Genomic DNA, 13634 nt, shown 5'->3' on the forward strand with positions numbered 1-13634 from the left:
TTAATAAAGGCGCACAGCAAACAGGTCAGACTGCAGTTGCAATCGGGCCGCGAGCAGCTTCGTAGGCGGCACCGACACGGTAGAGGCGCTCGTCAGCCATGGCGGGCGCCATGATCTGCAGGCCCACCGGCAGGTTGTCGTCCGCGGACAGACCCGATGGCACCGACATGGCGCAGTGTCCGGCCAGGTTGGTCGGCAGCGTGCACAGGTCGGAGAGGTACATGGCCAACGGATCGCCGACCTTCTCCCCCAACTTCCACGGCGTGAACGGGCTGGTCGGCGAGACCAGTACGTCTACCTTCTCGTAGGCCTTGTCGAAATCGCGTGCGATGAGGGTACGAACCTTGAGCGCCGAACCGTAGTAGGCGTCGTAGTAGCCCGAGGACAGTGCGTAGGTACCGATCATGATGCGGCGCTTGACCTCCGGGCCGAAACCGGCGGCGCGGGTTGCCGCCATGACCTGGTCGGCACTCATGTTGCCTTCGTCGACGCGCAGTCCGTAGCGCATGGCGTCGAAGCGGGCCAGGTTGGACGAGACCTCACTGGGCAGCACCAGGTAGTACGACGCGAGCGCGTGCTCGAAGCTCGGGCACGAAACCTCGACAACTTCGGCGCCCAAAGCCTTGAGTTGCTCGACAGCAGCGTCGAAGGAAGCGATGACGCCGGGCTGGTAGCTGTCGGAGTGAAGTTCCTTGACCACACCGACCTTGACGCCGCGCAGGTCCCCGGCTGCACCCTCACGTGCCGCAGCGACCACCGGACGCACGGGGGCGTCGATGGACGTGGAGTCACGCGGATCGTGCCCGGCGATGACCTCGTGCAGCAGAGCGGTGTCGAGCACGGTGCGACCACAGGGGCCACCCTGATCGAGCGAGGAGGCGCACGCGACGAGCCCGAAGCGCGAGACAGTTCCGTACGTCGGCTTGGTTCCGACCGTCGCGGTGACCGCAGCGGGCTGACGGATCGACCCTCCGGTGTCGGTGCCGATGGCCAACGGGGCCTGACGCGACGCGAGCGCTGCAGCGCTACCACCACCGGATCCGCCGGGGATGCGGGTGACATCCCACGGGTTACGCGTCGGACCGAATGCGGAGTTCTCCGTGGAGGAGCCCATCGCAAATTCGTCGAGGTTCGTCTTGCCGAGGATCGGGATGCCCGCAGCGCGAAGCTTGCTCGTCAGGGTCGCGTCGTACGGCGCAACCCAGCCTTCGAGAATCTTCGACGCACAGGTGGTCGGCATGTCCGTCGTTGTGAAGATGTCCTTCAACGCAATCGGAACTCCGGCGAGTGCCGAAGCGGGTTCGTTTCCGCCTGCGAGCGAGTTGTCCACTGCTGCGGCGGCTTCGAGAGCCTGTTCACCGGCAACGTGCAGGAAGGCGTGGTACTCGGTGTCGACGGCAGCGATGCGGTCGAGATGCGCCTGCGTGACCTCTACCGAGGACACCTCACGCGAGTGGATCTTGCCGGCCAGCTCAGCGGCGTCCAGCGTGGTCAGATCGGTCATTCGCCCTCTCCAAGGATCTGCGGAACCGCAAAGCGATCCTGTTCGACTGCGGGTGCTCCGGACAATGCCTGCTCGGGGGTCAACCCGGGCACGATCACGTCGGGGCGCGTCACGTTGGTGACGGCATTGGGGTTCGCCATGGGCGGGACGTCGTCGGCCGCAACCTCGGTGACCACCTTGACGTGGTTGAGAATCGAATCCAACTGACCGGCGAACTCGTCGAGTTCGGCATCGGACAGGGCGAGTCTGGACAGCCGCGCGAGGTGCGCGACCTCGTCACGGGAGATGGCAGGCACCGCGGGGCCCCTTTCGGAAGAGGACGTGAACATTGCCGGTCCAGCCTAGTTCCTCGCCGCGACAGACCTGTAAGCACGCCTGCTGTGTCCCTGTAATCACGCCTGCTGTGTCGACCGGTACGCACGCCTACTGTGTCCACCGCCACGTCGAATCCACCTCGTGTTTCGCTCGTGTGACAAGCATGTGCACCCGGTGTGACCCCGCCGCGGCGCCCACCAACGCGTGCTGAGCAAGTGCAAAGATGGGTGTGGCCCGGGTCGACGTGATCCGGGCGAGAACCGATCAGCGAAAGGCACGCGCGTGTCGTACCTGCTTCGCGTCCAACTGCCCGACCGACCCGGCAGCCTCGGCGCGCTCGCCGTAGCTCTCGGATCCGTGGGCGCAGACATCCTCTCCCTCGACGTCGTGGAGCGAGGCGACGGTTTTGCCATCGACGACCTCGTGGTCGACGTCGAACCGGGCGCACTGCCCGACACCTTGATCACCGCTGCCGAGCATCTGCCCGACGTGCTGGTCGATTCGATCCGCCCCTACGCCGGGATTCTCGACACCCATCGTGAGCTCGAACTCATCGATTCCGTTGCGACAGCCCGAAACGATCGACTACAGGTCCTCGTCGACGGCGCGCCGCGTGTACTGCGAGTCGGCTGGTGCGTCGTCGCGGACATCGGCAAGCACGGTGCGTACCGCGTCGTCGGTAGCGCCGGCGCGCCGGAAACCCATGCCACCGACATTCCGTGGATGCCACTGGACAAGCCCACCGCCCTCGACGGCGAGGCCGACTGGGTTCCGGACGTCTGGCGAGAGATGAACACCAGCCTCGCTGCCGCACCGCTCGGCTCCGGCAATCGTGTCCTCATGCTCGGTCGTCCCGGAGGACCCGAATTTCGCCCTTCGGAGATAGCCCGCCTCGGCTATCTCGCCGGAATCGTCGCGACAGTGCTGGGCTGACCAGGCCGGGTAATCAGGCCAGACCGCGAACCATGACCGTCAGCTCCATACCGCGAATCGGCTCCCACGCGCGCTCGGGATCGGGGACGAACCCGTTGCGGTCGTAGATGCGACGAGCATCGACCATCTCGGGCTGCGTCGAGATGACCACCGAGTGATCGCCTCGGTCGTAGGCTTCGGCGATCACTGCGCGAACCAATGCGGTTCCGGCGCCCGATCCCCGAGCCTGCGGCGAGACCGCGAGCATGCGGAACTCGAGTTCGCCGTTCTGCGCAACATCCGCGAAGGGCGTGCCGGGTTCGGCGATCGTCAAAGAACCCACGACCTCTTCGCCGAGAACGGCAACCAGCACCCGCCCCTGCTCCACCCGAGTTGCGGTGTCTCGCAGGCGCTCCGCGTACGGCGATCCGCCGGCGACAAATCCGCCACCCACGTACGACTGCACAGTCAGTTCCCCGACGGTCTCGAACTCAGCCGGTAGAACTTCACGAATCTCGATCATGGCGTCACTATCGCACCCAGCACACCAATCTCAGAAATCGGACAAAGTCACTCTGATTCGTCCAAATCGGTGGGAGCGATCGCATCCGGGCCATCTTCGAGCAACCGCCGGAAGCCGTCTTCGTCGAGCACCGGCACACCCAATTCGACTGCCTTGTCATGCTTGGAACCGGGCGCTTCACCGACGACGACAAACGCAGTCTTCTTCGAGACCGACCCAGCCGCCTTACCGCCGCGCACCAGAATCGCTTCCTTCGCCTGATCTCGCGAGTACGTCTCGAGCGAACCGGTGACGACGATCGAGAGACCCTCGAGATTGCGCGGAATCGAGTCGTCTCGCTCGTCCTCCATGCGCACCCCGGCCGAAGCCCACTTGTCGACGATCTGCTGATGCCAGTCGACGGAGAACCACTCCACGACAGCGGCGGCGATTGTGGATCCGACACCGTCGACTGCAGCCAACTCGTCGACCGACGCTTCCCGAATACGTTGCAGCGAACCGAATTCGCCAGCCAACGCCCTCGCGGCAGTGGGGCCGACGTGCCGAATCGACAGTGCCACAAGCACTCTCCACAGCGGCTTGTCCTTGGCCGAATCCAGGTTGGCCAGCAAGCGTTTTCCGTTGGCAGACAGCGCTCCCGCATTGGTGCGGAAGATCGGAACCTCGATCAGTTTCTCGGCGTCGAGTGAGAAGAGGTCGCCCTCGTCACCGATGACCTTCGCCTCCAGCAGCCCGGTCGCGGCCTCGTAACCGAGCACCTCGATGTCGAATGCTCCGCGCCCCGAGACGTGGAACACACGCTCGCGCAACTGCGCCGGGCAGTGTTGCTGATTAGGGCATCGCACGTCGACGTCGCCCTCTTTCGCGGGTGCCAACAACGTGCCGCACTCGGGGCAGTGCGTCGGCATCACGAACTCGCGCTCGGTACCGTCACGAACGTCTGCCACGGGACCGAGAACCTCGGGGATGACATCTCCAGCCTTGCGCAACACCACGGTGTCGCCGATCAGCACACCCTTGCGCTTGACCTCCGAGCCGTTGTGGAGGGTGGCCAAGGACACAGTGGAACCCGCGACCGTGACGGGTTCCATGTACGCGAACGGCGTCACGCGACCCGTGCGGCCGACACTGACCCGGATGTCGAGGAGCTTGGTCGTGACCTCTTCCGGCGGGTACTTGTACGCGATCGCCCACCGTGGTGCGCGGGACGTGGTGCCCAGACGTCGATGCAACGACATCTCGTCGACCTTGACCACCAACCCGTCGATCTCGTGCTCGACGTCGTGGCGATGTTCTCCCCAGTACTTCATCTTTTCGACCACGGCGTCGGCGCCAACCACCCGCGAGGTGTGCGTGGACACCGGCAGCCCCCAGGCGGCGAGGGCCACGTAGGCGTCGTACTGCGAAGCCGGCTCGAAACCTTCCATTCGCCCGAACCCGTGGCAGATCATGCCGAGGCGACGACGCGCGGTGACGGCAGGATTCTTCTGACGCAGGGAGCCCGCCGCAGAGTTGCGCGGATTGGCGAACGGCGCCTTACCCTCCTCCACGAGGGAGGCATTGAGTGCCGCGAAGTCCTCGAGGCGGAAGAACACCTCTCCTCGCACCTCGAGCAAGGTTGGAATCGGGAATTCGTCCGTAGCGGTGAGCCGCTCCGGGATGTCGTTGATCGTCAGGGCATTGAGAGTGACCAACTCGCCCGTACGACCGTCGCCGCGGGTTGCCGCACGCACGAGTTTGCCGTTCTCGTAGACGAGATTGAGCGCGACACCGTCGATTTTCACTTCGCAGAGATAGTGCAGTTCCGGCCCGGTTTCCTGCTCTACCTTGGCGATCCATCCGCGGAGTTCGGACTCGTCGAAGACATTGTCGAGGCTGAGCATCCGCTCGAGGTGATCGACGGACGTGAAGTCCGTCGCGAATCCGCCGCCGACGAGTTGCGTCGGAGAGTCGGGAGTTCGCAGATCCGGGTACCGCTCTTCGAGAGCATTGAGCTGCCCGAGCAATGTGTCGAATGCACCGTCCGAAATGACGGGCGCATCACGAACGTAGTAGCGGAACTGATGCTGGCGTACCTCTTCGGCCAGCTCCGTCCACTGCTCGCGCGCCTCGTTGGGCGCTGGCTGCATTGCATCCGCGGTTTCAGTCACAGCTAGAAGATTATCGGTTCACACCGACACACCACACGACTCACGTCAGAACGCGACACATCAGAACGCCGACGGATCGTCCACCAATGCCTTGCCGACGTCTGTGCACAGGCGAAGGGCGGCTCGACTCCACTCGAGGCTCGCACCCGCAAGACCACAGCTTGGGGTTACCGCGACCTGGTTCTGCAGGAGTTCACGCGAGAAGCCGAGACGATCGATCAGGGTGACGGCCGGCATCGCGCACTCTTTCCACGTCACCGGCTTTTCCGGCGGGGCGGAAGGAACCAGACCGAGCGCCAATTCCTTGCCGGCGTCGAACAACTGGCCGATGCCGTCCAGATCACGTGAGCCGATGAGCGACATGTCGAAGCTCACGCCGAACGCCTGGCTTCGCCTCAGCAGATCCCACGGCATGTCGGCGCCGCAACTGTGGACGATTGTGGGCAGTCCGCAACCGCTGATCGTCGAGTCGAGAACGGCGAGCGCCTCGGGTTCCGGCAGAGCCGGAACGCTCTCCATCTTGGTGCGCCCGGGTAGTGAACCGGCCAGCACTGCCGCGAGCTGCGGCTCGTCCAATTGGATCACCACTCGGGCACCGGTACGACGAGTGACCTCGGCGGCGTGGCGCGCGAGCCCCTCACCAAGTGATTCGGCGATGTCCCGGAGTGCCCCACGGTCGACGAGAACTCGCGAACCGTTTGCAACCTCGATCTCGGCGCCGAGTGTCAGCGGGCCGGCAGCTTGGAGCTTGATCACGTGGTCTCCGCCGACCAGACGGGCCGATTCCCAGGCTTCCTCGAGTGCGTCGAGATCCTGATTCAGGAAGTCCTCGGCTCGCTTCGCGACGTTTCCCCGCCGAGGCACGACGCGATAGGCGCGGGTTGAGGCATCGAGGTTGATGTCGACCAGAATGGCGCCTGCTCGGCCGACCATGTCAGCGCCGAGACCGCGGCTCGGCAACTCCACCAGGTGTGGGAAACCGCCCAGTTCGCCAAGGATGGTTGCGGCGCTTTCGCGGGCGTCCGTGCCCGGCCAGGATCCGATTCCGGTGACGAGGCCACCGATGGAAACCTGCTGTGTCACAGTGTGTTCGGCTCGGATTCGGTGCCGGAGATGGTGCCACTGCCGAGAACCTGGTCGCCCAGTTCGCTGTCGGGGCGATACAGCACGACGGCCTGGCCCTTCGCGACGCCGGTCAGTGGTTCGCGCAACGAAATGGAGATGCTGCCGCCCGAAGTACCGTCGTCGACGGCCTCCGCAACGGCCTGCGCCAGTCCGCCGTGCGCACGAACCTGCACCATGCACTCGACGGGGCCCTCCGGCGCCTGGCCCGAGGTCCAGATCGCGCGCTGGGCCGAGATGGCCCAGACGTCGAGATTCTTGGCCGAACCGACTCGCACCGTTCCGGTTTCGGGCTCGATCGCGGTCACGTACCGCGGACGGCCGTCACCTGCGGGACCTTCGACGCCGAGGCCCTTGCGCTGTCCGATCGTGAAGCCGTGTACGCCGTCGTGTGCAGCGAGGACCTCACCCGAATCGGCGTCGACGACGCTTCCGGGACGAACGCCGATGCGTGCACCCAGGAATGCTCGGGTATCGCCGGTCGGGATGAAGCAGATGTCATGGCTGTCAGGCTTGTTCGCTACAGCCAGACCGCGCTCGGCGGCTTCCTCGCGGATCTGTTCTTTCGGTGTGTCACCGATCGGGAACATCGCTCGCGAAAGCTGATCGGCCGTCAGCACACCGAGGACATACGACTGGTCCTTGTCCGCGTCGACCGCCCGGCGTAGGACGCCGTCTTCGAGGCGCGCGTAGTGACCGGTCGCCACGGCATCGAAGCCGAGAGCGACCGCACGGTCGGCCAGTGCGGTGAACTTGATCTTCTCGTTGCACCGCAGGCACGGATTGGGGGTCTCACCCGCTGCGTACGACGCCACGAAGTCGTCGATCACGTCTTCCTTGAAGCGATCGGCGAAATCCCAGACGTAGAAGGGTATTCCGAGGACGTCGGCAGCGCGCCTGGCGTCGCCGGCATCTTCCTTCGAGCAGCATCCACGCGAACCCGTCCGCAATGCACCCGGCGCCGTGGACAGCGCAAGATGAACGCCGACGACGTCATGTCCGGCGGCAACAGCGCGGGCGGCGGCGACAGCGGAGTCGACACCTCCGCTCATGGCTGCGAGTACTCGCATCAGCGATCCCCTCCACGCGAACCGGCACCGGCAAGACCGGCGGCCCGAGCGCGCTCTACTACTTGTGGAAGCGCAGCGATCAGCGCGTCCACATCGGTGACACTCGACGTATGTCCGAGCGAAAATCTCAGTGAGCCACGCGCGACGGGCGATTCGACGCCCATCGCGATCAAGACATGGCTGGCTCTGGCCACACCGGCGGTGCAGGCCGAACCGGTGGAACATTCGATACCGGCGGCGTCGAGCAGCATCAGCAACGAATCGCCCTCGCAGCCGGGGAAGGTGAAGTGCGCGTTACCGGGAAGCCGATCGGATCCGGTCGGGCCGTTGAGCACCGACTCGGGAAGAATCTCCAGGACTCCGTCGATCAAACGGTCACGCAACTGCGCCAATTCCCTTGTGCTGGAATCGAAGTTCTCGACGTTTGCGCGCAGCGCCGCAGCCATCCCGACAACGCCCGCAGTATCCGGAGTGCCCGAACGCAGATCACGTTCGTGTCCGCCGCCGTGAAGGAGCGGCACACACGGAACCTGGCGTCCGAGCAGCAGTGCGCCGACGCCGTGCGGACCACCGAACTTGTGCGCCGCGATGCTCAGCGCGGACAACTTGCTCGCCGCGAAATCGACCGGCAATTGCGCAACGGCCTGAACCGCGTCGCTGTGCATCGGAATCTCGAACTCAGCCGAAATCTCCGCCAACTCCACGATCGGCATGATGGAGCCGACCTCGTTGTTGGCCCACATCACCGTCACGAGTGCTACCTCGTCAGCGTGGACGGAAAGCTCGTCGCGCAAGGTCTGCGGGTCGACGACACCGTTCTCGTCGACCGGCAACCACGTCACGCGCGCGCCCTCGTGCTGCTCGAGCCACTCGACGGCGTCGAGCACCGCATGATGCTCGACGGAGCTGGCCAGGATGCGAGTGCGTCGCGGATCGGCGTCACGGCGAGCCCAGTAGATGCCCTTGACCGCGAGATTGTCGCTCTCGGTTCCGCCGGAGGTGAAGATGACCTCCGAAGGCCGCGCACCCAGGCTGGCAGCGATCGATTCCCGCGACTCCTCGACGCGGCGCCGGGCCGCACGGCCGGAACCGTGAAGCGAGGACGCGTTGCCCACGGTTTTGAAGGTATCGGTCATCGCCTCGATAGCGGCTGCCGACATCGGAGTCGTGGCGGCATGATCGAGGTACACCGGAAATCCGGCGTGGGCACTGGGTGCAGGCAGAGTCATGGCTTGACAAGGATAGCCCAGCACGAGAGTTCGCCCAGCCTCGCTCAGCAGGCTAAGCGGTCATTGCCGGGGAGGTATCGATCTGTCCCACGGCTTGTGTCACGAGTTCCGGTGCGGGGTCGAAGATGTCGTGAGCTGCCAAATCGATGGTTTCGACGCCACGTACGGCTCTCTCGCATCGCTGCGCGAGGTCGACTCGACACTCCCCTGCCTCCTCGAGCGGAGCCAGCCTGACCTTCACCTCGACGTTCTTCTGACGCAGGATCCGACGGATGGACTGACCGATAGTTTCGGTGCCGACAAAGCACGGTCCGGTGCACAGGGAACCGTCGGCGTTCTCGTAGCGGATCGCCATCGGCTGAACCGGGCATTCGGCGTCGACGGCAGCTTGGAACATTGCCGGGCGAAAACCTCCGTACGCCCGCCCGCACCAGGTCGTTCCCTCGGGAAACACCATTACGCGGACACCACGCTGAAGTCGTTCGCGAACGACGTCGACGGTTCCGGGAAGTTCACGCAGTCGGGCGCGATCGATGGGCACTACGCGCATCCGGCGCGCGAGACCACCGAGCACTGCCCAGTCGAGCAGGTCGGCACGGGCGACGAAGTTGGCCGGGGCAACGGCACTCGCGACGAGGACGTCGGTCCACGACACGTGACCGGCGACAACCATCACGCCCGCCGGTTCGGCGCGCCCCAACCGCTGATCGTCGACCGTGAGCTTCATTCCCAGACAACGCAGCAACGCGCGCGAGTATCCGCGTTGCATCTCCGTACGCCAGGTGCGCGGGAGCAGCCAGCCGGCCGAGAGCACCGGCGCAGTCACCAGTGCGGCGCCGACCATGATCCCGCGGGCCATCACGGTGATACTCGACACACCGGGTGCGTCCGTAGGTAGGCACCCGTCGCCGCAGGGGCTCGTCGGCACCCAGTACGGCACCGTCGCGGTCATCAGCCGATCCCCGATTCGTGTGCGGCGGCCGCCGATCGCAGCCGTTCCAGATAGCGCTTGTTGGCGGAGTGAAGGCCTTGCAGCGCAACAAAATCGGCCACACCGAACTCGGGATCGTGAGCAGGTTCCCCGCAGATCATCGCGCCCATCCGCAAGTAGCCACGGAGCAACGGCGGCATCGTCACGCGTTCCGGTGCGGCAATCTCGTCGAGCGTCAGACCGCCGAGGACCACCGGGTTTCGTGGCGTCACCCGCCGCGACCCCGGACTGGCGTGTTTGTTCATCACGAAGTCACGGACGCCGCGGACATCGGCGCCGGCAATTGAATCGGGGTTCGGGAGGATGGGCACGGAGACGCAGCCCATCACCCATTCGTATCCGGTCAGTTCGAGGTAGTGCAGAATGCCCGACCACATCAGGCTCAGGACGGATCCGGTGCGGTGCGCGGGATCGACGCAAGCGCGACCCATTTCGACGATCCTGTTCGCCACCGGATCGAGCGCGGAGATGTCGAATTCGGTTGCGGTGTAATACCCACCCGCCGCCGCCGCGGAATCCGGCGGCAGCATTCGGTAGCAGCCGACGTACTCCTCGGTGATGTTGTCACGAACGAGTAGATGATCACAGAATTCGTCGAAGCCGTCGGCGTCGAGTTCGAAGACCCCGGCCGAGGCCGGGAGGGAGAAGCCTGGCTCGGAGGCGAACACTCGGTATCGAAGGCGCTGCGCTGCGACACGATGCTCGCGGTCGGAGGAGACGATCAGGGAATATCTCGGCTGGGCGACCTCACGGCCGAGATTGTCACTCGCGGAGCGAAGGACTGACGTAATTGTCATGCGCAAGGTTTATCGAGCGCGAACGGCGTCTCGGTATCGACGAAGTGACATGCCGATGCAGGCCGGGTGAATAAAGCACTGTGCGCCTTTATCAACCGCGGGGGGTTGATAAAGGCGCACAGCAGTTTGTGCTTTTTAGCCCTTGTGGGACTTCACAGCTTCGGTGAGCTGCGGTGCGACGTTGAACAGGTCGCCCACGATGCCGAAGTCGGCGATCTCGAAGATGGGTGCCTCTTCGTCCTTGTTGACCGCGACGATGGTCTTGGACGTCTGCATGCCGGCGCGGTGCTGGATGGCACCGGAAATGCCGAGCGCGATGTACAGCTGCGGGGAGACCGTCTTACCGGTCTGACCGACCTGGAACTGTCCGGGGTAGTAACCCGAGTCCACAGCGGCACGCGAAGCACCGACTGCAGCACCGAGGGAATCGGCCAGCTCTTCGACGACGGAGAACTTGTCCGCGCTGCCGACGCCACGTCCACCGGAGACGACAACCGATGCCTCGGTGAGCTCGGGGCGGTCGCCGCCGACGATGGGCTCACGCGAGGTGACCTTGACGGCACTCTCGTCCTGAGCCGGAACCTCGACGGTGATCTGCTCGCCTGCGCCGGCCTGCGGAGCAGCCTCGACTGCACCCGGACGAACCGAGTAGACGGGAACGTCGCCGTTGGCCTTGGCTTCGACGGTGAACGCGCCACCGAAGATGGAGTGGACGCCGGTGCCGTCAGCCTTGATCTCGATGACGTCGGTCAGCAGTCCGGAGCCCAGACGTGCGGCCAGACGACCGGCAACCTCTTTGCCCTCGGTGCCGGCTGCGGTGATGACTGCTGCCGGGCTGGTGGACTCGACCAGAGCGGCGAGAACGTCGACCTTGGGGGTGACGAGGTAGCCGTCGATGTCGTCGGACTCGGCGACGTAGATCTTCTCGGCTCCGGCTGCTGCCAGAGCGTCGGCGAGCTTTGCTGCGGTGCCCGCGGGGCCGGCGACAACTGCCGACGGCTCACCGAGTGCGCGTGCAGCGGTGATGAGTTCGGTGCTGACCTTCTTCAGCGCACCCTCTGCGTGCTCTACGAGCACAAGTACTTCTGCCATGACTTAACTCTCCCTGAGTTCTTCTGCTGGATGTCTAGAAGGGCGCGATCAGATGACCTTGTTGCTGACGAGGTAAGCGGCAATCTTGGTGCCACCGTCTCCCTCGTCGGCGATGCGCTCACCAGCGGTACGGGGGGGCTTCGGGGTGGAGGACGTCACGGTGGTGCCGGCGTTGGCAACTCCGACGGTCTCCGGGTCGACTCCGAGGTCGGCCAGCGTGTAGACGAGAACTTCCTTCTTCTTCGCGGCCATGATGCCCTTGAAGGACGGGAAGCGCGGCTCGTTGATCTTCTCGGTGACCGAGACGATCGCGGGCAGCGAAGCCTCGAGGCCGAAGACGCCCTCGTCGGTCTCGCGCTCACCGGTGATCTTGCCGTCGGCGACGACGACCTTGCGCAGCTGCGTGAGCTGCGGGATGCCCAGGTACTCGGCGATGATGGCCGGAACAGCGCCGACGCGGCCGTCGGTGGCCTCGTTGCCGGCGATGATCAGGTCGGCAGGCTCGTCGTTCTCGAAGGTGATCTGTCCGAGAGCAGCAGCGAGCGTCCATGCGGTCTGGATCGCGTCGGAGCCGTGCAGTGCCGGGTCGTTGATGTGGACAGCCTTGTCGGCGCCCATCGACAGAGCCTTGCGGATAGCGTCGGTGGCGCGGTCGGGACCTGCGGACAGCACCGTTACCTCACCGCCCTGAGCTTCCTTGATGAGGAGTGCTTCTTCGACGGAGCGCTCGTTGATCTCGTCGAGGACTGCGTCGGCGGCTTCACGGTCAAGCGTGTAGTCGCCGTCGGTCAGCTTGCGCTCGGACCATGTGTCGGGGACCTGCTTGATCAAAACAACGATATTCGTCATGGGTCTTCGTCGACCTCCTGTGTGTAATTCACCTGATAAATCGTCTGTGGTGCTCGCGCAGTCCGAGCGTCCGAAAAGAGAGTCCGACAGGTCTCCCCACGGGCGAATTTCTCGGTTCACGTCGGCTGTGCGTTAGATTACCCCACGTTAAGTTACCGGTGGGTAACTTAACGTGGAACCTCGTCCACCATAACGGCACGAACAGGAATTGACAGCAGTGATCTGGACCACGGCGAACACGTTCTACTCGGATGGCACTAATCTCGCACGGGTGAGTGAAACGAGTGTCAGCAACCACGAGGACGCACCCCTGCCCTTGACGGGCGAACGAACCGTGCCAGGAATCCCCGAGGAGAACTACTGGTTCCGACGCCACGAAGTGGTGTACCGCGCACTTCTGGAGCGCTGCACGGACCGCCGAGTCCTCGAGGCCGGATCCGGAGAAGGCTACGGCGCCAACATGATTGCGGACGTCGCAACGAAGGTTACCGGCCTCGACTACGACGTCTCCGCGGTCGAACACGTTCGTGCGCGCTACCCCCGCGTCGAGATGCTTCACGGCAACCTCGCCGAGCTTCCACTGGCCGACAACTCGGTTGACGTCGTCGTCAATTTCCAGGTTATCGAGCACCTGTGGGATCAGGGTCAGTTCCTGCGCGAGTGCTTCCGAGTTCTCGCTCCCGGCGGTGAACTTCTGATCAGTACCCCCAACCGGATCACGTTCTCCCCCGGCCGCGACACGCCGCTCAACCCTTTCCACACTCGTGAGCTCAACGCCGCCGAAATGACCGAATTGCTCGAAGACGCCGGATTCCGCGTTCAGTTGATGACCGGCGTCCACCACGGTTCACGCCTGAAGGAACTCGACGCCAAGCACGGCGGATCGTTCATCAACGCGCAGATCGACCGCGCGTTGGCCGGTGAGCCCTGGCCCGACGATCTCACCCGCGACGTCGAGGGCATCACCGTCGACGACTTCAGCATCAGCGAACCCGACATCGACGACAGCCTCGACCTCGTCGCTATCGCCGTGAAAGAAACTGCCGTGAAGGAATCCGGCGAGTGAGTAACGCAACACCC

The 13634-nt window shown here is 64.5% G+C and carries 13 protein-coding genes; 2 read left to right on the forward strand and 11 right to left on the reverse strand.

What is annotated here, in order from left to right; translation table 11 throughout:
* Positions 1-25: 25 nt before the first annotated feature.
* Both gatA and gatC read right to left on the reverse strand, forming a co-directional pair.
* Entirely contained in the window at positions 26-1504 is a 1479-nt protein-coding gene (gatA, locus tag ACKAMS_RS15345; RefSeq protein WP_020907250.1) for an Asp-tRNA(Asn)/Glu-tRNA(Gln) amidotransferase subunit GatA, read from the reverse strand.
* Positions 1501-1800 carry an Asp-tRNA(Asn)/Glu-tRNA(Gln) amidotransferase subunit GatC gene (gene gatC, locus ACKAMS_RS15350; protein WP_003944747.1) on the reverse strand — a complete coding sequence of 100 codons (300 nt, stop codon included), beginning with the start codon at positions 1798-1800 and terminating at the stop codon, positions 1501-1503. Before gatC ends, gatA begins: the two co-directional genes overlap by 4 nt.
* A 301-nt stretch (positions 1801-2101) precedes the next feature.
* Between gatC and ACKAMS_RS15355 the strand changes: the two genes are divergently transcribed.
* Positions 2102-2752, forward strand: a complete 651-nt coding sequence (locus ACKAMS_RS15355) for a hypothetical protein (RefSeq protein WP_020969299.1) — start codon at positions 2102-2104, stop codon at positions 2750-2752.
* Positions 2753-2765: 13 nt separating this feature from the next.
* Here ACKAMS_RS15355 and ACKAMS_RS15360 read toward each other — a convergent pair whose 3' ends face one another.
* The 9 genes from ACKAMS_RS15360 to ACKAMS_RS15400 form a co-directional block, all read right to left on the reverse strand.
* Positions 2766-3254, reverse strand: a complete 489-nt coding sequence (locus tag ACKAMS_RS15360) for a GNAT family N-acetyltransferase (RefSeq protein WP_080910881.1) — start codon at positions 3252-3254, stop codon at positions 2766-2768.
* A 47-nt stretch (positions 3255-3301) separates the two neighbouring features.
* Positions 3302-5383 (reverse strand): NAD-dependent DNA ligase LigA, encoded by a 2082-nt coding sequence (gene ligA / locus ACKAMS_RS15365; protein ID WP_250885064.1) that lies wholly within the window; start codon positions 5381-5383, stop codon positions 3302-3304.
* 81 nt (positions 5384-5464) lie between these two features.
* Positions 5465-6487, reverse strand: a complete 1023-nt coding sequence (locus tag ACKAMS_RS15370; protein WP_046378378.1) for a methionine synthase — start codon at positions 6485-6487, stop codon at positions 5465-5467.
* A complete protein-coding gene (mnmA, locus tag ACKAMS_RS15375; RefSeq protein ID WP_317559314.1) occupies positions 6484-7596 on the reverse strand; it encodes a tRNA 2-thiouridine(34) synthase MnmA in 1113 nt (370 codons plus the stop codon). Before mnmA ends, ACKAMS_RS15370 begins: the two co-directional genes overlap by 4 nt.
* Positions 7596-8825, reverse strand: a complete 1230-nt coding sequence (locus ACKAMS_RS15380; RefSeq protein WP_020907247.1) for a cysteine desulfurase family protein — start codon at positions 8823-8825, stop codon at positions 7596-7598. The genes mnmA and ACKAMS_RS15380 overlap by 1 nt, the downstream gene beginning before the upstream one ends.
* Before the next feature lie 52 nt (positions 8826-8877).
* Positions 8878-9777, reverse strand: coding sequence for a 1-acyl-sn-glycerol-3-phosphate acyltransferase (locus ACKAMS_RS15385; protein ID WP_047890161.1), 900 nt, complete (start codon positions 9775-9777; stop codon positions 8878-8880).
* A complete protein-coding gene (locus ACKAMS_RS15390; RefSeq protein ID WP_020907245.1) occupies positions 9777-10613 on the reverse strand; it encodes a GNAT family N-acetyltransferase in 837 nt (278 codons plus the stop codon). The genes ACKAMS_RS15385 and ACKAMS_RS15390 overlap by 1 nt, the downstream gene beginning before the upstream one ends.
* A 135-nt stretch (positions 10614-10748) precedes the next feature.
* Positions 10749-11705 carry an electron transfer flavoprotein subunit alpha/FixB family protein gene (locus ACKAMS_RS15395; protein ID WP_003944698.1) on the reverse strand — a complete coding sequence of 319 codons (957 nt, stop codon included), beginning with the start codon at positions 11703-11705 and terminating at the stop codon, positions 10749-10751.
* A gap of 48 nt (positions 11706-11753) precedes the next feature.
* Complete coding sequence (locus ACKAMS_RS15400) at positions 11754-12554, reverse strand: electron transfer flavoprotein subunit beta/FixA family protein (protein WP_019747906.1); 801 nt, start codon at positions 12552-12554, stop codon at positions 11754-11756.
* A gap of 271 nt (positions 12555-12825) precedes the next feature.
* On the opposite strand from ACKAMS_RS15400, the gene ACKAMS_RS15405 reads away from it, so the two are divergent.
* Positions 12826-13620, forward strand: a complete 795-nt coding sequence (locus tag ACKAMS_RS15405; RefSeq protein ID WP_408989211.1) for a class I SAM-dependent methyltransferase — start codon at positions 12826-12828, stop codon at positions 13618-13620.
* Positions 13621-13634 lie beyond the last annotated feature (14 nt).

This window comes from Rhodococcus sp. 5A-K4 (genome assembly GCF_046097995.1).
GTDB lineage: Bacteria > Actinomycetota > Actinomycetes > Mycobacteriales > Mycobacteriaceae > Rhodococcus_F > Rhodococcus_F erythropolis.

Bases quoted from the DNA above. Each gene is read 5' to 3' on its own strand.
- ACKAMS_RS15395 (WP_003944698.1), bottom strand. From the start codon at position 11,705: ATGGCAGAAGTACTTGTGCTCGTAGAGCACGCAGAGGGTGCGCTGAAG.
- ACKAMS_RS15385 (WP_047890161.1), bottom strand. From the start codon at position 9,777: ATGACCGCGACGGTGCCGTACTGGGTGCCGACGAGCCCCTGCGGCGAC.
- ligA (WP_250885064.1), bottom strand. From the start codon at position 5,383: ATGCAGCCAGCGCCCAACGAGGCGCGCGAGCAGTGGACGGAGCTGGCC.
- gatA (WP_020907250.1), bottom strand. From the start codon at position 1,504: ATGACCGATCTGACCACGCTGGACGCCGCTGAGCTGGCCGGCAAGATC.
- ACKAMS_RS15390 (WP_020907245.1), bottom strand. From the start codon at position 10,613: ATGACAATTACGTCAGTCCTTCGCTCCGCGAGTGACAATCTCGGCCGT.
- mnmA (WP_317559314.1), bottom strand. From the start codon at position 7,596: ATGCGAGTACTCGCAGCCATGAGCGGAGGTGTCGACTCCGCTGTCGCC.
- ACKAMS_RS15400 (WP_019747906.1), bottom strand. From the start codon at position 12,554: ATGACGAATATCGTTGTTTTGATCAAGCAGGTCCCCGACACATGGTCC.
- ACKAMS_RS15360 (WP_080910881.1), bottom strand. From the start codon at position 3,254: ATGATCGAGATTCGTGAAGTTCTACCGGCTGAGTTCGAGACCGTCGGG.
- ACKAMS_RS15380 (WP_020907247.1), bottom strand. From the start codon at position 8,825: ATGACTCTGCCTGCACCCAGTGCCCACGCCGGATTTCCGGTGTACCTC.